The organism is Streptomyces sp. NPDC086766 (assembly GCF_044746005.1).
Taxonomy (GTDB): domain Bacteria; phylum Actinomycetota; class Actinomycetes; order Streptomycetales; family Streptomycetaceae; genus Streptomyces.
Window position 1 is genome coordinate 123,074 of the sequence record NZ_JBIVBI010000014.1, and the last position, 16,983, is coordinate 140,056.

The 16,983-nt window shown below is 72.4% G+C and carries 19 protein-coding genes; 12 read left to right on the top strand and 7 right to left on the bottom strand.

Annotated features, from left to right (window positions below):
- The first annotated feature begins 51 nt into the window (after positions 1-51).
- A complete protein-coding gene (locus tag ACIPM1_RS24720) occupies positions 52-702 on the top strand; it encodes a thymidine kinase (RefSeq protein ID WP_402438143.1) in 651 nt (216 codons plus the stop codon).
- A gap of 106 nt (positions 703-808) precedes the next feature.
- On the opposite strand, the gene ACIPM1_RS24725 is transcribed toward ACIPM1_RS24720, so the two are convergent.
- Positions 809-1,024, bottom strand: a complete 216-nt coding sequence (locus tag ACIPM1_RS24725; protein WP_402438146.1) for a DUF397 domain-containing protein — start codon at positions 1,022-1,024, stop codon at positions 809-811.
- Positions 1,021-1,962 carry a helix-turn-helix domain-containing protein gene (locus ACIPM1_RS24730; RefSeq protein ID WP_402438388.1) on the bottom strand — a complete coding sequence of 314 codons (942 nt, stop codon included), beginning with the start codon at positions 1,960-1,962 and terminating at the stop codon, positions 1,021-1,023. Before ACIPM1_RS24730 ends, ACIPM1_RS24725 begins: the two co-directional genes overlap by 4 nt.
- Before the next feature lie 150 nt (positions 1,963-2,112).
- On the opposite strand from ACIPM1_RS24730, the gene ACIPM1_RS24735 reads away from it, so the two are divergent.
- Positions 2,113-2,610, top strand: coding sequence for an ATP-binding protein (locus tag ACIPM1_RS24735; protein WP_402438148.1), 498 nt, complete (start codon positions 2,113-2,115; stop codon positions 2,608-2,610).
- A 51-nt stretch (positions 2,611-2,661) separates the two neighbouring features.
- Here ACIPM1_RS24735 and ACIPM1_RS24740 read toward each other — a convergent pair whose 3' ends face one another.
- Complete coding sequence (locus ACIPM1_RS24740; protein ID WP_402438151.1) at positions 2,662-3,465, bottom strand: VOC family protein; 804 nt, start codon at positions 3,463-3,465, stop codon at positions 2,662-2,664.
- 291 nt (positions 3,466-3,756) lie between these two features.
- On the opposite strand from ACIPM1_RS24740, the gene ACIPM1_RS24745 reads away from it, so the two are divergent.
- On the top strand, positions 3,757-4,611 hold the full coding sequence (locus ACIPM1_RS24745; protein WP_402438154.1) for a sulfurtransferase: 855 nt from the start codon (positions 3,757-3,759) through the stop codon (positions 4,609-4,611).
- Positions 4,612-4,707: 96 nt separating this feature from the next.
- On the opposite strand, the gene sepH is transcribed toward ACIPM1_RS24745, so the two are convergent.
- Together sepH and ACIPM1_RS24755 are read right to left on the bottom strand one after the other, a co-directional pair.
- Positions 4,708-5,751 carry a septation protein SepH gene (gene sepH, locus ACIPM1_RS24750; RefSeq protein ID WP_402438157.1) on the bottom strand — a complete coding sequence of 348 codons (1,044 nt, stop codon included), beginning with the start codon at positions 5,749-5,751 and terminating at the stop codon, positions 4,708-4,710.
- A gap of 476 nt (positions 5,752-6,227) precedes the next feature.
- Entirely contained in the window at positions 6,228-7,547 is a 1,320-nt protein-coding gene (locus tag ACIPM1_RS24755) for a D-arabinono-1,4-lactone oxidase (RefSeq protein WP_402438160.1), read from the bottom strand.
- 280 nt (positions 7,548-7,827) lie between these two features.
- Here ACIPM1_RS24755 and ACIPM1_RS24760 point away from each other — a divergent pair, with 280 nt between their 5' ends.
- Both ACIPM1_RS24760 and ACIPM1_RS24765 read left to right on the top strand, forming a co-directional pair.
- Entirely contained in the window at positions 7,828-8,955 is a 1,128-nt protein-coding gene (locus tag ACIPM1_RS24760; protein ID WP_402438163.1) for a ferrochelatase, read from the top strand.
- Between the two features lie 8 nt (positions 8,956-8,963).
- The gene (locus ACIPM1_RS24765; protein WP_402438166.1) at positions 8,964-9,779 is read left to right on the top strand and encodes an inositol monophosphatase family protein; all 816 of its coding nucleotides are present in this window, start codon (positions 8,964-8,966) and stop codon (positions 9,777-9,779) included.
- 166 nt (positions 9,780-9,945) lie between these two features.
- Here the strand turns inward: ACIPM1_RS24765 and ACIPM1_RS24770 are convergent, their stop codons facing one another.
- The gene (locus tag ACIPM1_RS24770) at positions 9,946-10,119 is read right to left on the bottom strand and encodes a hypothetical protein (protein WP_356188208.1); all 174 of its coding nucleotides are present in this window, start codon (positions 10,117-10,119) and stop codon (positions 9,946-9,948) included.
- Between the two features lie 438 nt (positions 10,120-10,557).
- On the opposite strand from ACIPM1_RS24770, the gene ACIPM1_RS24775 reads away from it, so the two are divergent.
- The 4 genes from ACIPM1_RS24775 to ACIPM1_RS24790 all read left to right on the top strand — a co-directional run bounded on the left by ACIPM1_RS24775 (position 10,558) and on the right by ACIPM1_RS24790 (position 14,148).
- Positions 10,558-11,211 (top strand): response regulator transcription factor, encoded by a 654-nt coding sequence (locus ACIPM1_RS24775; RefSeq protein WP_007385219.1) that lies wholly within the window; start codon positions 10,558-10,560, stop codon positions 11,209-11,211.
- A 6-nt stretch (positions 11,212-11,217) separates the two neighbouring features.
- Complete coding sequence (locus ACIPM1_RS24780; protein WP_402438171.1) at positions 11,218-12,450, top strand: sensor histidine kinase; 1,233 nt, start codon at positions 11,218-11,220, stop codon at positions 12,448-12,450.
- Between the two features lie 392 nt (positions 12,451-12,842).
- Positions 12,843-13,139, top strand: a complete 297-nt coding sequence (locus ACIPM1_RS24785; RefSeq protein ID WP_005481602.1) for a DUF4193 domain-containing protein — start codon at positions 12,843-12,845, stop codon at positions 13,137-13,139.
- A 13-nt stretch (positions 13,140-13,152) separates the two neighbouring features.
- Positions 13,153-14,148, top strand: coding sequence for a hypothetical protein (locus ACIPM1_RS24790; RefSeq protein ID WP_402438174.1), 996 nt, complete (start codon positions 13,153-13,155; stop codon positions 14,146-14,148).
- A gap of 304 nt (positions 14,149-14,452) precedes the next feature.
- Here ACIPM1_RS24790 and ACIPM1_RS24795 read toward each other — a convergent pair whose 3' ends face one another.
- Positions 14,453-14,929, bottom strand: a complete 477-nt coding sequence (locus tag ACIPM1_RS24795) for a DUF3093 domain-containing protein (protein WP_402438177.1) — start codon at positions 14,927-14,929, stop codon at positions 14,453-14,455.
- Between the two features lie 57 nt (positions 14,930-14,986).
- Here ACIPM1_RS24795 and ACIPM1_RS24800 point away from each other — a divergent pair, with 57 nt between their 5' ends.
- The 3 genes from ACIPM1_RS24800 to ACIPM1_RS24810 are packed head-to-tail and all read left to right on the top strand — an operon-like array spanning position 14,987 to position 16,882.
- Positions 14,987-15,571 (top strand): PaaI family thioesterase, encoded by a 585-nt coding sequence (locus ACIPM1_RS24800; RefSeq protein ID WP_402438180.1) that lies wholly within the window; start codon positions 14,987-14,989, stop codon positions 15,569-15,571.
- On the top strand, positions 15,568-16,119 hold the full coding sequence (gene dut, locus ACIPM1_RS24805) for a dUTP diphosphatase (RefSeq protein ID WP_402438183.1): 552 nt from the start codon (positions 15,568-15,570) through the stop codon (positions 16,117-16,119). The genes ACIPM1_RS24800 and dut overlap by 4 nt, the downstream gene beginning before the upstream one ends.
- A gap of 1 nt (position 16,120) precedes the next feature.
- Positions 16,121-16,882, top strand: a complete 762-nt coding sequence (locus tag ACIPM1_RS24810; protein WP_356188195.1) for a DUF3710 domain-containing protein — start codon at positions 16,121-16,123, stop codon at positions 16,880-16,882.
- Positions 16,883-16,983: the final 101 nt, after the last annotated feature.

Below are 16,983 nucleotides of genomic sequence, written 5' to 3' on the forward strand. Positions count from 1 at the left end.
CCCCCGCCCGCCGTCCCGTTCCGATCTCGCCCGAAAGGTGCTCGACTCCCCATGCCCGAGCTGGTGTTCTTCTCCGGAACGATGGACTGCGGGAAGTCGACACTGGCACTGCAGATCGAGCACAACCGCTCGGCGCGCGGGCTGGTGGGCCTCATCTTCACCCGCGACGACCGCGCCGGCGAGGGAAAGCTGTCGTCGCGCCTGGGGCTGGTGACCGACGCGGTGGAGGTCGAGGACGGCGTGGACCTGTACGCCTACATCGTGGAGCACCTGTCGCAGGGCGGCCAGGCCGACTACGTCATCGCCGACGAGGCGCAGTTCCTGGATCCGGAGCAGATAGACCAGCTCGCCCGTGTGGTCGACGACCTGGACGTCGACGTCTATGCCTTCGGCATCACGACCGACTTCCGCTCCAAGCTGTTCCCCGGCTCGCAGCGCCTGGTGGAACTGGCCGACCGCGTCGAGGTCCTCCAGGTCGAGGCCCTGTGTTGGTGCGGCGCCCGCGCCACGCACAACGCCCGCACGGTGGGCGGTGTCATGGTCGTCGAGGGCGCCCAGGTCGTCGTCGGCGACGTCAACCGGTCCGCCGACGAGATCGGCTACGAGGTGCTGTGCCGACGCCACCACCGCCGCCGCATGACGGCCGCCTCGGCCCACGCGGCTGTGCTGTCCCCGGACGTCCTGCCGGTGACCGCCGACTGACCGGCAGCCCGGCACATCGCGCCCGAACGGGCGTCGGCGGCGGGGGACCCAGGCGAGTGAACACGCATGGTGCCTGACAGGCATTCCGAGCCCGGCCGCAGCAGCGTCAGACGCGCCCCTCCGACGAGGCCAGCCCGACGAAACCCGTCCACGCCTCGGGCGAGACCGTGAGCAGGGGTCCGGCGACGGCCTTGGAGTCACGGACGTGCACACCTGTCGTAGTGGCGGCGACCTCCACGCACTGTCCACCTTCGGCTCCGCTGTAGCTGCTCTTGAACCAGGGCAGGCCAGAAGCGACAGTCGAGGACCCAGCGTTGTTCATAGTGACCCCAGCAACCCTTCGACGAACGCCATCGACTCTCGCGGAGTGAGAGCTTGTGATCGGATGATCCCATAGCGCGAGGCCGCGAGAGCGGCGTGCGCAGGGTCCGTCTCGAGCGAGCTGGTCCCCTGCGCTTCCGCGTACACGAACTGCTTGCCGTCGCGCCTGACGACGACGGTGAAGGGCCCGTCCACTCCTGCGCTCTCGGCGCAGTTGAGGGGCATGACCTGGAGCTCGACATTCCGCCTCTGTCCCATGAGGAGAAGGTGTTCGAGCTGCCCCCGTTGTACGTCCCTTCCGCCGTACCCGCGCCGCACCACCGACTCGTCCATCACGAAGCTCAGCAGCGGTGCGGGTTCACGGTCGAGAAGGTCCTGCCGGGCCTGCCGTGCCACCACCCGCTGCTCGATGGTGTCCTGCTTCAACGGTGGACGCCGCATGGTGAGCAGCGCCCGCATGTATTCCTCGGTCTGGAGCAGGCCATTGACCACGAGAGTGTCGTACACGAGCAGTTCCATGGCCTCCTTCTCCAACGCCGCCATCCCCTGGAAGAACACCGGATACTGAGCCCGCTCCACCTGCTCCTTCCACAGGCACAGCAGCCCGCCCGCCCTCAGGACTTCATCGGCCCGCTCGATCGTCCTGGGGGACGGAATCCTCCGTCCCTGCTCGAACGACGCGATCGTGGACGCCGAGTACCCGAGCCGCCTCCCGAACTCCTCGCGTTCCAGGCCCTCCCGCACCCGCAGCGTCTTCATGGTCTGTCCGAAGGCGACGACGACACCACGCCCGGCCTCGTCCTCCGGTCGCCGTCCGGCCCCGTCGTCGTTGCCCCGGCCGTCCCCGAGACTCACGAACTCCGCCCCCACGCCGCTGTCGTTCCGGCGCGCCCCGGAATCCGCCTCGGCTCCCGCCCCCACGCTCTCGCGTTCCGCCATGTCCATCACCGCCTCCTCGCCTCAACGCCCCCGCGACGGACGCCGTTACGGCGTGCAGCTCGTACAAGCGCGTACAACACGCGTACAGCGGGGACCTGTCGCCGCGTCACCGCTGGTCACGCCGGGCGACCGGGCGCGAACGTGATCGGCATGACGATCAAACCGATCCACACCGCCCGACCCGCCGCGGCCCCGTCGTGCGACCGCACCTTCGAGATGTGCTTCACCTCCACCCCTCGCGGAGCCCGCCTCGCCCGCCGTCTGGCGGCCGTTCGCCTGGAGGCGTGGGGAATCCCGTACGGCACGGAGGCACACGACGCGATCGCGCTGATCGTCGCCGAGTTCACCGCGAACGCCGTACGGCACGGCCACGTCCCCGGTCGGGACTTCCACCTGCGCCTCCATGCGCCGCTCCACGCCCCGCCCCACGACCGCGTGGTGCGCGTCGAGGTCACCGACACCCGCGCCGAACGCCTTCCCCGCCGCCCCACCGCTCCGGAGGGCGCTGCCGAGAGCGAGGAGGAAGCCGGCCGCGGGCTGATCCTCGTGTCGCATCTCGCGACCCGCTGGGACTGGCACCCGCGCCCGGAAGGTCCGGGCAAGACCGTGTGGGCGGAGTACGTGCTTCCGGCACGGTCCCGGGCGTGACCCCGCACGGCTGAACACCTCGCCGCGCTGCCCGGCGTCACGGTGTGGGCGTCAACGCCGCCGCTGGAGCAGCGCGAACCGCGCCCCCTCCGGGTCCGTCACCGTGGCCGTCCGGCCGCGGTCGGTGTCGTGGGCCGGGTCCAGGACGTGGCCGCCGAGGGCGACGACCCGGGACAGTGCCGCGTCCGTGTCGGCGACCTCGAAGTACGTCGTCCAGTGCGGTCCCCGGTCGCGGGGCAGGGACGGGCCCAGGCCGCGGACGCCGGCGACCGGACGGCCGTCGAGGCACAGCGTCAGCTCGTCGAGGCCGTCCGCCGTGCTCCGCCGCTCCTCATAGCCGAACAGCGTTTCGTAGAACTTGGCGACGGTGGCCGCCTCGTAGGTCACCAGCTCGTTCCAGACGGGGGTGCCGGGCACGCCGGAGACGCCCGTGCCCTGGTGCGTCCCGGCCTGCCAGACGCCGAAGACCGCGCCCGAGGGGTCGGAGCCGATCGCGAGGCGCCCGGCCTCGGCGGCGTCCAGCGGACCCACCCCGAGGGTGCCGCCGCACAGCCGTACCGTCTCCGCCGTCAGATCCACGTCGTCCGAGGCGAGATACGGCGTCCAGGCCACCGGCAGACGGCGGTCCGGAGGCAGTTGACCGATGCCCGCCACCTCGTGGCCGTCCAGCAGGGCCCGCACGTACGGGCCGAGCTGCTGCGGGCCGGGCCGGAACTCCCAGCCGAAGAGCTCGCCGTAGAAGGCCTCGGTCGCGGCCACCTGGTGGGCCATCAGGCTCACCCAGCACGGCGTGCCGGGGGTGTGCCGAGCGGGCGCCCCGCCGTTCGGGCCGGCCGACTGAGGTGCCTCGGTCATCGTCACTCTCTTCTCGGCCCCTCGCGGTGGCCGCGTCGCTTCCGCTCTCCGGACCCCGAGCCGATGCTCGTACCACCCGTCGCGGGCGCGTTCGGGGCGCGTCCCCGGGGCGGTTCCCCGCCCGGAGGATGCCCTGTGCGGCTTCCTGCCCGTGTCCGTGCGCTTGCCTACGGATGTCGATCGGCTGTACAGGATGTGGCCGATCCCGTACACCGGGTGATCGGACCTGCCCGGCGGGCAGATTAGCCCGACCTGGACGCGGCGGCCACCCCGTGCGCAAGGATGGCGACCATGAACGCCATCATCTCCGCATCCGGCCTCGCGAGCGCCCTCGCCGGCCCGAACCCGCCGGTCCTGCTCGACGTGCGCTGGCAGCTGACCCTGGCCAGGACGGCCGGCGAGCCGGCCTTCGACGGGCGCTTCGAGTACGGGACCGGGCACCTCCCCGGCGCCGTCTACGTCGACCTGGACCGTGAACTGGCCTCGCCGCCCGGCGGGACGGGGGGCCGGCACCCACTGCCCGACACGGAGGAGTTCGGCGCCGCGATGCGCCGTGCGGGCGTCTCCGCCACCCGGCCCGTCGTCGTGTACGACGGGGGCCAGGGCTGGGCGGCGGCCCGCGCGTGGTGGCTGCTGCGCTGGACGGGTCACCCGGACGTGAGGGTCCTGGACGGCGGGTTGACGGCGTGGCAGGGGCCGCTGGAGACGGCGGTGCCCGAGCCCGCGGCGGGCGACTTCGTGCCGCGGCCCGGTGCGCTGCCCCTGCTGGACGCCGACGGGGCCGCGGCGTTGGCGCGGTCGGGGGTGCTGTTCGACGCGCGGGCGGGGGAGCGGTACCGCGGCGAGGTGGAGCCGATCGACCGGGTGGGAGGCCACATTCCGGGGGCGGTGTCGGCGCCCACCACCGAGAACGTGGCGGCGGACGGCCGCTTCCTGCCCGCGGAGGAACTCCGGGCGCGCTTCAAGGCGTTGGGCGCGGGCGACGGCGGGGAGGTCGGCGTCTACTGCGGCTCCGGTGTCTCCGCGGCACACGAGGTCCTGGCCCTCGCCGTCGCGGGGATTCCCGCGGCCCTGTATGTCGGGTCGTGGTCGGAGTGGTCGGCGGACCCGTCGCGGCCGGTCGCGGTGGGGCCGGACCCGCAGTGAGCGGCCGGGTGCGCGGACCGGCAGCGAGCCGGTCCGCGCACCCGGACGGAGGGCCGCCCGGACAGGCGCGGCCCTCCGTACGGCAGGGTCCTGCCGCTACTCCTGCTTCTTCCGGCGCGTCCCGAACACGATCTCGTCCCAGCTCGGGACCGCGGCGCGGCGCCCGGGGCGGACGCCGTCCGCCTCGGCCTGACGGTCGGTGGCGCCGATGAGCCGGTCGCGGTGGCTGCCGACGGAGCGCGGCATGAGGACGTCCGCGTAGGCGGAGCCCGCACCGGCCGAGGCCGCGGGCGCCGGAGGCTCCTCCGCCTCCGGTTCCGTCGGGGGTTCCTCCACCGGCTCCGGCGCGCGCTCGGGCACCACCAGATCGCCCCGGAAGCTCGGCACCGCTTCCAGCAGGCTCGTCAGCGAGTCGCGCTCGCCTCGCTCGTTCCGCTCGCCCGTGCTCTCCTCCGCCGGCTCGGGAGCCTGCGCGGGCAGGCTCGGCCGGTCGCGGTCGAAGGAGCGCTCGCGCGGCAGCCGTGCGATGCGCGGCACGAACGGGAAGCTGGGCTCCGGGGCGCCGAGGTCGTCGGACTCGCCGATCAGGGACCGCGCCTCGTCGTCGACCGCCTGGACGAGCCGCCGCGGCGGGTCGTACGTCCAGCTCGCCGAGTGCGGTTCGCCCGCGACCCGGTACACCAGCAGGACTTCCCAGGTGCCGTCGTCGCGGCGCCAGGAGTCCCACTGGACGGTGTCCTTGTCGGCGCCGCGCAGCAGCAGCCGTTCCTGGACGGCCTCGCCGAGCAGCGGACCGGAGTTCTCGCCGGGACGGCGCACCGGGGTCTTCCGGGCCCGCTCGGCCATGAAGGCGCGCTCGGCCAGGACGGGACCCTCGAAACGCCGTACGCGATCGACGGTGATGCCGGCGAGTTGGGCGACCTCTTCCGCGGTCGCGCCGGCTCGTATCCGCGCCTGGATGTCACGGGGGCGGAGATGGCTCTCCACCTCGATCTCGATCTGGCCGAGGCGGGGACGGTCGCCACGCACGGCGGCACGGAGCCGTTCGTCGATCGGAAGCGTGTACTCCGTGCTGTCCGCAGCCTTCAGCACCAGCCGTGTGCCGTCATTCGAGACGGCCACGACACGCAGTTCGGGCATGGGGACCTCCCGGGTGGTGCCTGCCGACGTCACGTGCGTCGCTGCTTCCGCTTGTCGAGTGTGGCCTGCCCGGGTGCAGCCTGCCACAACCTTGCCGAGTTGCCCGGCGTGTCGGGCACGGGCCCTGGATCGCCGTTATGGCACGGTTACCTGTTCACAACGCTCAGTGACCAACTGCGTCACCCTGTGCAACCAGCCCCCTCCCGGCGGTCCAGCAAGGCCCCGGACGTCCCGGAGGGAGTCCGGGCCCCAGGGCTCTGCACAGTACTCCATTCGGACCACGTGCGTGGATTGGCGCGCCGTCCAACTTCTGGCAAGGAACGGGACTTGACGGCCCCTGCCCGCTTTTATCGATCATGAACGTGGCGTACTTCACGTAATCGACGGAAACGGAACTAACGGTTTCGTCCGCTTTTCTCCAATTCGGTGCCGTTGTACGGGCCTTGGCGCCGCGGACCTGGCGTCCCGCGGCTCGGCTACGCGCCCAGCACCCTCCGCAAGTAGTCGTTCTGGAAGCGCCGTTCCGGGTCCAGGCGGTCGCGCAGCGCCGTGAACTCGCCGAAGCCGGGATACACCCCGGAGAGGTACGCGGCGTCCCGGGTGTGCACCTTGCCCCAGTGCGGCCGGCCCTCGTGCGCGGTGAAGATGTGCTCGGCGGCGGTGAAGTACCTCTGGTACGGCGTGCCCCGGAACATGTGGACCGCGACGTACGCGCTGTCCCGGCCCGCGGCGGTGGAGAGCGTGATGTCGTCGGCGGGGGCGGTGCGCACCTCCACCGGGAAGCTCACCCTCAGGTCGGAGCGGTCGATCATCCTCTTGAGCTCGCGCAGGGTGTCGGTCAGGGCGTCGCGCGGGACGGCGTACTCCATCTCCACGAACCGCACCCGGCGGGGCGAGGTGAAGACCTTGTACGGGATGTCGGTGTACGTCCGCGCGGACAGCGCCCGGCTGGAGATCCGGGCGAGCGCGGGGATGCCGGCCGGCACCGCGCGGCCGACCCAGTTGGCCGCCTGGAAGACCCCGTTGGAGAGGAACTCGTCCTCGAACCAGCCGGCCAGCCGCCCCACCGGCTGCTCCGGGCCCGCGCTGCGGTTGTTGCGCTTGGTGGTGGTGGTGCCGGTGTGCGGGAACCAGTAGAACTCGAAGTGCTCGTTCTCCGACCACAGTTGGTCGAACTCGGCGAGCACCCGGTCCAGGGGCATCGGCTCCTCGCGGGCCGTGAGCAGGAAGACGGGCTCCACCGCGAAGGTGATGGCGGTGACGACCCCCAGGGCGCCCAGGCCGATCCGGGCGGCCGCGAACACCTCCGGGTTCTCCTTCTCGGAGCAGGTGAGGACCGAACCGTCCGCGGTGACCAGCTCCAGCCCCTTGATCTGGGCGGCGATGGAGGCGGACTCGCGGCCGGTCCCGTGGGTGCCGGTGCTGGTCGCCCCGGACACCGTCTGCTCCATGATGTCGCCCATGTTGGTGAGCGAGAGACCCTCGCGGGCGAGTGCCACATTGAGTCTCTTGAGCGGGGTGCCCGCCTCGACCGTGACCGTCATGGCGTCGCGATCAATGTTGCGTATACCGGTCAACAGGTGAGGGCGGACCAGGACACCGTCCGTCGCGGCGATGCTCGTGAAGGAGTGCCCCGTACCGACCGCCTTCACCTTCAGCCCGTCCTCGGCGGCCTTCCGCACGGCCGCGGCCAGCTCCTCCACCGAGGCCGGCGCGACCTCCCGGGCGGGGCGCGCGCTGACGTTGCCGCCCCAGTTGCGCCACGTGCCGTTCTTCGCGCTCGTCGTGCTGCCCAACGAAGCCTCCCCGAACCGGAGCCGGCCCGCTGAGCCGGCGAACAGCGCCACAGCCAGAAACGGCAGGCTTGCGACCAGTAGAAGGCGGATCATACTCACGGCCGTCGCTCATATGCCCGGTGCCCGGCGATCTGCGGCGCCCCGCCCGGGCGCGGCGCCGCAGAACCTCCCGGCCGCCGCGCCGCAGAACCTCCCGGCCGCCGCGCCGCAGAACCGTCCGGCCCCGGACGCGACACCCCGCCGTTTTCCGGCTGTCCGTGCCGGGTGGCAGGATCGAGACATGCCAGACGCGCTCGATGCCACCCCGTACGACGCCCTGCTCCTGCTCTCCTTCGGCGGCCCCGAAGGCCCGGACGACGTGGTCCCGTTCCTGGAGAACGTGACACGCGGGCGCGGCATCCCCAAGGAACGCCTGAAGGAAGTCGGACAGCACTACTTCCTCTTCGGCGGGGTCAGCCCGATCAACGAGCAGAACCGCGCCCTGCTCCGGGCGCTCCGCGAGGACTTCGCCGACCACGGCCTGGACCTGCCGGTCTACTGGGGCAACCGCAACTGGGCGCCGTACCTGACGGACACCCTGCGCGAGATGGTCCGGGACGGCCACCGCCGCATCCTGGTCCTGGCCACCAGCGCCTACGCCTCGTACTCGGGCTGCCGCCAGTACCGCGAGAACCTCGCCGACTCGCTCGCCGCCCTCGAGGGCGAGGGCCTGGACCTCCCGCGGGTCGACAAGCTGCGGCACTACTTCAACCACCCCGGCTTCCTCGAGCCCATGGTCGACGGGGTGATCGAGTCCCTGGCCGCCCTGCCCGAGGACGTCCGCGACGGCGCGCACATCGCCTTCACCACCCACTCGATCCCGACCTCCGCCGCGGACACCTCCGGCCCGGTCGAGGGGCACGGCGACGGCGGGGCCTACGTCCGGCAGCACCTGGACGTGGCGAAGCTGGTCGCCGACGCCGTCCGCGAGCGCACCGGCGTCGACCACCCCTGGCAGCTCGTCTACCAGTCGCGCTCCGGCGCCCCCCACATCCCGTGGCTGGAGCCGGACATCTGCGACCACCTCGAGGAGCGGCACGCCGCCGGGGTCCCCGCCCTGGTGATGGCGCCCATCGGCTTCGTCTCCGACCACATGGAGGTCCTCTACGACCTGGACACGGAGGCCACGGCCAAGGCCGGGGAGCTGGGCCTGCCGGTGCGCCGCTCGGCCACCGTCGGTGCCGACCCGCGGTTCGCCGCCGCCGTCCGCGACCTGATCCTGGAGCGCGCCGCCGTCGAGCGCGGACAGCGGGTCACGCCGTGCGCCCTCGGCGCCCTCGGCCCGAGCCACGACATCTGCCCGGTCGGCTGCTGCCCGGCCCGCGCGCCCCGCCCCGCCGCCGCGGGCGCCGACAGCCCCCACGCCTGAGGAGCCCCGTGATCGACGCCCTGACCACCGAACTGCTGGAACTCGCGCGGGAGGCCGCGCGCCGCGCCGGGGAGCTGCTGCGGGACGGCCGTCCGGCCGACCTCGCGGTGGCCGCCACCAAGTCGAGCCCGATCGACGTCGTCACCGAGATGGACATCGCGGCCGAGAAGCTGATCACCGGCCTGATCTCGGACCGCCGCCCCGACGACGGCTTCCTCGGGGAGGAGGGCGCCGCCACCGAGGGCACCAGCGGGATCCGCTGGGTCGTCGACCCGCTCGACGGCACGGTGAACTACCTGTACGGACTGCCGACCTGGGCGGTGTCCATCGCGGCCGAGCAGGACGGCGAGACCCTCGTCGGCGTGGTGGCCGTCCCGATGCGCGGGGAGTCGTTCCTCGCGGCGCGCGGCCGCGGGGCCTGGGCCACCGGCGCCTGGGCGGGCCAGCGCAAGCTGGCCTGCCGCGCCGCGCCGCCGCTCGACCAGGCCCTGGTCTCCACCGGCTTCAACTACGTCACCGAGGTGCGCACGCACCAGGCCGACGTCGCCCGGCGGCTCATCCCGCGGCTGCGGGACATCCGGCGCAGCGGCTCGGCCGCGGTCGACCTGTGCGACGTGGCCGCGGGCCGCCTCGACGGCTACTACGAGCGGGGCCTGAACGCCTGGGACTACGCCGCGGGCGACCTGATCGCCCGGGAGGCGGGCGCCCTGACCGGTGGCCGCCCCGGAGAGCGCGCCTCGCGCGACCTCACGGTCGCGGGCTCCCCGGGCGTCTTCGAGCCCCTCCAGCGCCTCCTGGAGGACCTCGGCGCCTGGCACGACTGACCGGGAGACCGCTCGCACTGCACGAGACGGTTCGGCACGACCGGAGACGGTTCGGCACGACCGGAGACGGCTCGGCACGACCGCGGGCAGCGCGGCACGACCGCACACGGCAGCGAAGCGGGGCCCCGGCGCTGGATTCGCCGGGGCCCCGCTTCGCGCACGCTGATCAGACGGCGGACACGCCGACTTCCACACCGTGTTCGGCGGCGAGGCGGCGCAGGTCGTCGAGCTCGGCCAGTTCGACGTCGACGAGGAAGTCGTCGCCTTCGTCGCGAGCCCGCGTCAGGTCGGACTCGGTCGCCTTTATGCGCTGCAGAAGTCCTGCGGTGAATGCGTCCATGCTGCGCCCCCTCGTCCTGGGTCGTGGGTCGGTGGCACGGGGGTGTGCCGTTCGAAAGGGGCGATCACGTCTCCAGTGGATGCCCAGCGCTGCCCGGCTGGGCGGCGACGGCGCCGGACACCCACGCCCACTCCGCCGGAAAGCGGATCATGATGTACCGCAGGTGGTACGGCACATGCAGAGCGTGATCGCGGGGTGTAAAGCCGTCCTCCCCAGCCTCCCTCCCGCGGAAACCTCAACCGCGCGGAATTATTCGGCATTCCCGGACCTTCATCCGGGTCTCATCCGCCCCACGCCTCCCCCTCGCCGGCCGTTCCCCCGGCTTACAGCCGACTTATGACCGAAAAGGGCAGGATGGAGGCACACACCCGTGAGGACCCCCTGCCCGCGTGTGCCCGAGCGGCGCTACGCGGGTGGACATCAGGAAGGACAAGGGACGTGCGCGTACTCGTCGTCGAGGACGAGCAACTGCTCGCCGATGCGGTGGCCACCGGACTGCGCCGGGAGGCCATGGCCGTCGACGTCGTGTACGACGGCGCGGCCGCCCTGGAGCGCATCGGCGTCAACGACTACGACGTGGTCGTCCTCGACCGCGACCTCCCCCTCGTGCACGGCGACGACGTCTGCCGCAAGATCGTGGAGCTCGGCATGCCCACGCGCGTGCTGATGCTCACCGCGTCCGGTGACGTCAGCGACCGGGTCGAGGGCCTGGAGATCGGCGCCGACGACTACCTCCCCAAGCCCTTCGCGTTCAGCGAGCTGACGGCACGGGTGCGTGCCCTCGGCCGGCGCACCAGCGTGCCCCTGCCGCCCGTCCTGGAGCGCGCCGGCATCAAGCTCGACCCCAATCGCCGCGAGGTCTTCCGCGACGGCAAGGAGGTCCAGCTCGCGCCGAAGGAGTTCGCCGTCCTGGAGGTCCTCATGCGCAGCGAGGGCGCGGTCGTCTCGGCGGAGCAGCTGCTGGAGAAGGCGTGGGACGAGAACACGGACCCGTTCACCAATGTCGTACGGGTCACCGTGATGACCCTGCGCCGCAAGCTCGGCGAGCCCCCGGTGATCGTCACCGTGCCCGGCTCCGGGTACCGGATCTGATCCGCCGTGGCCTCCACCCCCGCGCCGCCCCAGGCGCCGCCGAAACCCACCTGGGACCCCCGGAGGCCGGAGCCGCCCTTCCCGTGGCTGCGCCCGACCATCCGGATACGGCTCACCCTGCTCTACGGCGGCATGTTCCTGATCGCCGGCATCCTGCTGCTGTCGATCATCTACCTGCTCGCCGCGAACGCGCTGAACGTGGGCAGCGAGCTGCCGTTCAAGATCATCTCCGGCCAGGTCACCAGCGACGTCTGCAACTTCCCGACCCAGACCACCGCGACGCAGCTCAACCACGCGATGAACGAGTGCGTGAACGAGCAGCGCCAGCACGCCCTGGACAGCCTGCTCAGCCGCTCGCTGCTGGCCCTGCTCGGCCTCGCCGTCATCGCCTTCGCCTTCGGCTACGCGATGGCCGGCCGGGTGCTGTCCCCGCTGGGCCGGATCACCCGCACCGCCCGCGCGGTGGCCGGCTCGGACCTGTCCCGGCGGATCGAGCTGGACGGCCCGGACGACGAGCTGAAGGAGCTGGCCGACACCTTCGACGAGATGCTGGAGCGTCTCCAGCGGGCCTTCACCGCCCAGCAGCGCTTCGTGGGCAACGCCTCGCACGAGCTGCGCACCCCGCTCGCGATCAACCGCACGCTGCTGGAGGTGCACCTGTCGGATCCGAACGCGCCGGTGGAGCTGCAGCAGCTCGGCAAGACGCTGCTGGCCACCAACGAGCGCAGCGAACAGCTCGTGGAGGGCCTGCTGCTGCTCGCCCGCAGCGAGAACCAGATCGTCGAGCGCAAGCCGGTGGACCTCGCGGAGGTCGCCTCGCAGGCCGTCGACCAGGTGCACGGCGAGGCCGAGGCCAAGGGCGTCGAGATCCGCGGCGAGCGCAAGCCGGCGGTCGTCCAGGGCAACGGCGTCCTGCTGGAGCGGATCGCGCTGAACCTGGTGCAGAACGCCGTCCGGTACAACGTGCCCGAGGGGGGCTGGGTGGAGGTCACGACCGACGTCCAGCACGGCCAGGCGGTCCTGGTGGTCGCCAACACCGGCCCCGTCGTCCCGGCCTACGAGATCGACAACCTCTTCGAGCCCTTCCGGCGGCTGCGCACCGAGCGCACGGGCAGTGACAAGGGCGTGGGCCTCGGACTGTCGATCGCCCGCTCCGTGGCGCGGGCGCACGGCGGGCACATCTCGGCACAGCCTCGGGAAGGGGGCGGACTCGTGATGCGCGTCACATTGCCCGTCTGAGATCATAGGTGCGAACACCGGGTTGTTCGCTGCGCGCGGAATCCGCAAGGGCCCGTCGGAGCCTCCCGGTGTGTGATCGGTCACATGCACATTTTTCCGGCCACCCACTCTCCGTGATCATGAATCAGGTCGGAAAGCCGGAAAAATCCTGGTTTTCAGGTGTACTGATCACGGGAAGTACACGGTGGGACCGCTTTGAAGTGCGGCATCCGGACCGTGTACGGTCCCGTTCGCCATCCAAGCCGATCACTCTTGAGGGGGCCGGTTGGGTGTCGATTGAGTAACAGACCTTGATGTGAGGCAAAATCTCCGCCTCAGGTCGGGCACAAGTCCGGCCTCTCACGCGTTACGTGCGCTGGAGACACCGCAGACACCCAGAGGGGGAGAGCGACATGGCAACCGATTACGACACTCCACGCAAGACCGACGACGACGTCGACTCGGACAGCCTTGAAGAGCTGAAGGCCAGGCGGAACGACAAGTCGACCTCGGCCGTCGACGTGGACGAGTTCGAGGCCGCAGAAGGCCTGGAGCTTCCCGGCGCCGACCTCTCCAATGAGGAGCTGGCCGTCCGGGTCCTGCCCAAGCAGCAGGACGAGTTCACCTGCATGAGCTGCTTCCTGGTGCACCACCGCAGCCAGCTGGCCCGCGAGAAGAACGGCCAGCCGATCTGCCGCGACTGCGACTGAGGCGGGGTCGGCCGTGACCGGCTCGACCCCTCCCTGGAAGCGCCGTCCCCCTCGCGGGGGAGCGGACCCGGGGCCGTCCGACGGCCCCCACGGCGTGCGTGACGACGAGCGAGGCTCATCCGATGCGTCCGGCCCGGCCGGACCGACCGGATCGGCCTCGCTCGCATCGCTGTCCGGGCGCGGTGACCCCACCGGGCCCGAGACAGGTCCCGGGCCCGGTGCCCGGACGGAGAAACCTCCCACCCGGCCGGAGCCGGGAGCCGGGGCGAAGGTCGCGAGGCTGGGCGGCAGAGCCGCACGAGTGGCGCGCGACGGCGCCCGCAGGGGCGGCAGCCGCGCCAGGGCGGGACTGGCCTACCTCGCCGACCGGATCATCGACATCGCCCCGCGGATCCCCGTACGGGACCTCGCCACCCTCCGCCGGCAGTTCCCGGGCCTGGGGCCCGAGCAGATCGCGGACAGGCTGGTCGCGGGCGCGGCCAAGGCCACCTCCGCGGTCGGAGCCGGGGTCGGAGCGGCGGCGATGCTGCCCGTGCCGCCCGCGATGCCGACGGAGCTCGCCGCCGAGATCACCGGCGTGGCGGCGATCGAGCTCAAGCTGATCGCGGAGCTCCACGAGGTGTACGGAGTGCGGCCGCCCGGAGATCTCAGGGCCCGCAGCGCCGCGTATCTGTCCTCCTGGTCGGGGGAGCGCGGCATCGACGTGACCAGGCCGTCGACGTTCGACTCGGCCTTCGGCGGCCACCTGCGGCGCCGGCTCAGACACCAGATCATGAAGCGCACGGTGCGTGACCTGCCGAACCTGATGCCGTTCATGGTCGGGGCCGCCGCCGGTGCCCTCCTCAACCGCCGGGAGACCCGCAGGCTCGCCGGGCGGATCCGCGCCGACCTCCGCCGCGTCCAGGTCCCCTGGCACGCGCTGCCCGCGCTGCCGCCCCTGGAGACCCCCGCCGACGCGGTGGCGATCGACGACATCCCGGGCGACGTCCGCAGGGAGATCGGGCACTGACGGATCGAGCACGGGTCCCGCGTAGGCCTCGCCGTCGAGTCGAGGGTGCCGCGGGAGACTCTCTGTCCGCCGTCGGCGGCCCGACGGACCTCCACCGGACCGGTGCCCACGGCTCCCGTGGCTCCGGCGCCGCGCGGGGCCGGAGCGGACGTGCCCGGCGCCTCGGACGCCGGCTCCACGGACCCACGGCTCCACGGGCGTACGCCGCCGCGGGCGTACACGGTGCCGGCCCCCGCGCGGGGGCGTGCCGAGCCCCGCACGAGGCGCCCGTACAGGATGCGGCGCAAGGTGCCGCGGGGGCCTTCTACGCGGTTCCTGGCGTCGTGGCCGCCCGGGCCGCCTCCAGGGCCTCGGCGAGGCCCTGCGGGTTCCGGGTCGACAGGTACAGGTAGGGCGTCGGGTCCTCCGGGTCGGTGACCTCCACGCGCAGCGCCCCGGGGATGTAGGCGCGCAGCAGCAGGAAGGCGCGGGTGTCGGCCCTGTAGGTGCGCCAGGCGCGCGCCTCCTCCGCGTCCAGCACCTCGGCCTCGCCGAGGGCCGTCACCGGGATCTTCGCCTCGCCCGCGACCAGCGTCCCGCCCACGACCCGGATGCGCGGGGCGCCGTACGCGCTCACCACGACCGCTGCCGCGGCGGTGCCCCCCACCAGCCCGCCGAGCGTCGGCAGGATGCCGAAGGGAAGCATGATCAGAGCGCAGGAGACACCGATCAGGAAGCTCATCAGCCACCAGGAGCGGGGCGCGGTGAGACGTTCTTCGTACGGCGGGGCGGAGGGCTGCATGAGCCAAGCTTGGCACGGTGTCGGGACCGGGCCGAGGCGCGGGTAAGGTCTGCGGCTGTGAGTGGTAGTTCCGCAGCTCTTCAGCCCCCGTCCGATGCCGTGAAACCCGTGCGGCACCCCGACGCCCCCGCCCCCGGTGAACTCCTCGGCGCGCACTACGAGCAGTGCTTCGGGTGCGGCGGGGAGCAGCCGCACGGCCTGCACCTGCAGGCCCGGGCCGGTGAGGGCGTCTGCATCACCGCCGAGTTCACCGTGCAGAGCGCCCACCAGGGAGCGCCCGGACTGGCCCACGGCGGGGTGCTCGCGACCGCGCTCGACGAGACGCTCGGCTCGCTGAACTGGCTGCTGCGGACCATCGCGGTGACCGGCCGGCTGGAGACCGACTTCGTGCGCCCGGTGCCGGTCGGCACCACCCTGTATCTGGAGGCCGAGGTCACCGCGGTGGCCGGGCGGAAGATCTACTCGACCGCCACCGGCCGGATCGGCGGCCCAGACGGGCCGGTCGCCGTCCGCGCCGACGCGCTTTTCATCGAGGTCAAGGTCGACCACTTCGTCAGCCACGGCCGCGAGCAGGAGATCCAGGCCGCGATGAGCGACCCGGACCAGATCCGGCGGACCCGCGCCTTCGAGGTGAACCCGTGAGCCGCGACCCGGTGGACGTGCTGATCCGGCGCGTCGACCCCGACGTACCCCTTCCGACGCACGCGCATCCCGGCGACGCGGGGGCCGATCTGCGCACCACCGCCGCCTGCGAACTCGCCCCCGGGGAGCGGGCCGTGCTGCCCACCGGAGTGTCTGTCGCGCTGCCCGAGGGGTACGCGGCCTTCGTGCATCCCCGCTCCGGCCTCGCCGCCCGCTGCGGTGTCGCCCTCGTGAATGCCCCGGGGACGGTTGATGCCGGGTACCGTGGGGAGATCAAGGTGATCGTGGTGAATCTCGATCCGCGCGAGCCCGTGCGGTTCGAGCGCTTCGACCGGATTGCCCAACTGGTCGTCCAGCAGGTCGAGAGGGTCCGCTTCCAGGAGGTCGCGGAGCTTCCCGACTCGGCGCGGGCCGAAGGGGGCTTCGGGTCCACCGGCGGCCATGCCGCGGTGGACGGCGAAAGCGGCACAAGCGGTCGGGCCGCCGTGGGCGGCCGGACGGGTGGGAATCGATACGCTTCGGTCGTATCCGACCGGGAAGGACAGTGACGTGTTCGGACGTCGCAAGAAGAAGGGTGCCGCCGAGGACGCGGCCGGCGAGGCCGAGCAGGTCGTCGACAGCGTCGACACCGAGGCGGACGAAGAGGGCGAGCGCGAGCGCGTGCGGCTCGAGCCCGAGCCGCGGCCCGACGGGCCCTGGGACAGCTCCGAGGTGCGCGACCCGGCCGAGGGCCGCGTGGACCTCGGCGGTCTTCTCGTCCCGGGCGTCGACGGCATGGAGCTGCGGGTCGAGGTCGCGGGCGACGCGATCGTCGCGGCGACCGTCGTGCTCCGCGACAGCGCCATCCAGCTGCAGGCCTTCGCCGCGCCCAAGCGCGAGGGCATCTGGGGCGAGGTGCGCGAGGAGATCGGCAGCGGCATCACCCAGCAGGGCGGCATCGTGGACGAGGTCGAGGGTCCCCTCGGCTGGGAGCTGCGCGCCCAGGTCCCGGTGCAGCTGCCGGACGGCACCGGCGGCTTCCAGGTGGTGCGGTTCGTCGGTGTGGACGGCCCCCGCTGGTTCCTGCGCGGTGTGATCTCGGGTCAGGGCGCGGTGCAGCCGCAGGCGGCCGGCCTGCTCGAGTCGGTCTTCCGCGACACGGTCGTGGTGCGCGGCGACGGCCCGATGGCGCCCCGCGACCCGATCGTCCTGAAGCTGCCCAACGACGCCCAGATGGTGCCCGAGGGCGTCCAGCAGGACGAGGGCCAGTCCCGCTTCTCCGGCGGCATGGGCCAGCTGCAGCGCGGCCCGGAGATCACCGAGGTCCGCTAGCCGGGGCTCCGCGACGACGGACACAGCCTGCCGAGGGCCGCATCCCCCACGGGGTGCGGCCCTTCGCCGTATGCGCCCGCGGGGAGAGCCCCGGTCCTTGG

Bases quoted from the DNA above. Each gene is read 5' to 3' on its own strand.
- ACIPM1_RS24770 (WP_356188208.1), bottom strand. From the start codon at position 10,119: ATGGACGCATTCACCGCAGGACTTCTGCAGCGCATAAAGGCGACCGAG.
- ACIPM1_RS24725 (WP_402438146.1), bottom strand. From the start codon at position 1,024: ATGAACAACGCTGGGTCCTCGACTGTCGCTTCTGGCCTGCCCTGGTTC.
- ACIPM1_RS24735 (WP_402438148.1), top strand. From the start codon at position 2,113: ATGACGATCAAACCGATCCACACCGCCCGACCCGCCGCGGCCCCGTCG.
- ACIPM1_RS24795 (WP_402438177.1), bottom strand. From the start codon at position 14,929: ATGCAGCCCTCCGCCCCGCCGTACGAAGAACGTCTCACCGCGCCCCGC.
- sepH (WP_402438157.1), bottom strand. From the start codon at position 5,751: ATGCCCGAACTGCGTGTCGTGGCCGTCTCGAATGACGGCACACGGCTG.
- ACIPM1_RS24785 (WP_005481602.1), top strand. From the start codon at position 12,843: ATGGCAACCGATTACGACACTCCACGCAAGACCGACGACGACGTCGAC.
- ACIPM1_RS24720 (WP_402438143.1), top strand. From the start codon at position 52: ATGCCCGAGCTGGTGTTCTTCTCCGGAACGATGGACTGCGGGAAGTCG.
- ACIPM1_RS24760 (WP_402438163.1), top strand. From the start codon at position 7,828: ATGCCAGACGCGCTCGATGCCACCCCGTACGACGCCCTGCTCCTGCTC.
- ACIPM1_RS24740 (WP_402438151.1), bottom strand. From the start codon at position 3,465: ATGACCGAGGCACCTCAGTCGGCCGGCCCGAACGGCGGGGCGCCCGCT.
- ACIPM1_RS24745 (WP_402438154.1), top strand. From the start codon at position 3,757: ATGAACGCCATCATCTCCGCATCCGGCCTCGCGAGCGCCCTCGCCGGC.
- ACIPM1_RS24730 (WP_402438388.1), bottom strand. From the start codon at position 1,962: ATGGCGGAACGCGAGAGCGTGGGGGCGGGAGCCGAGGCGGATTCCGGG.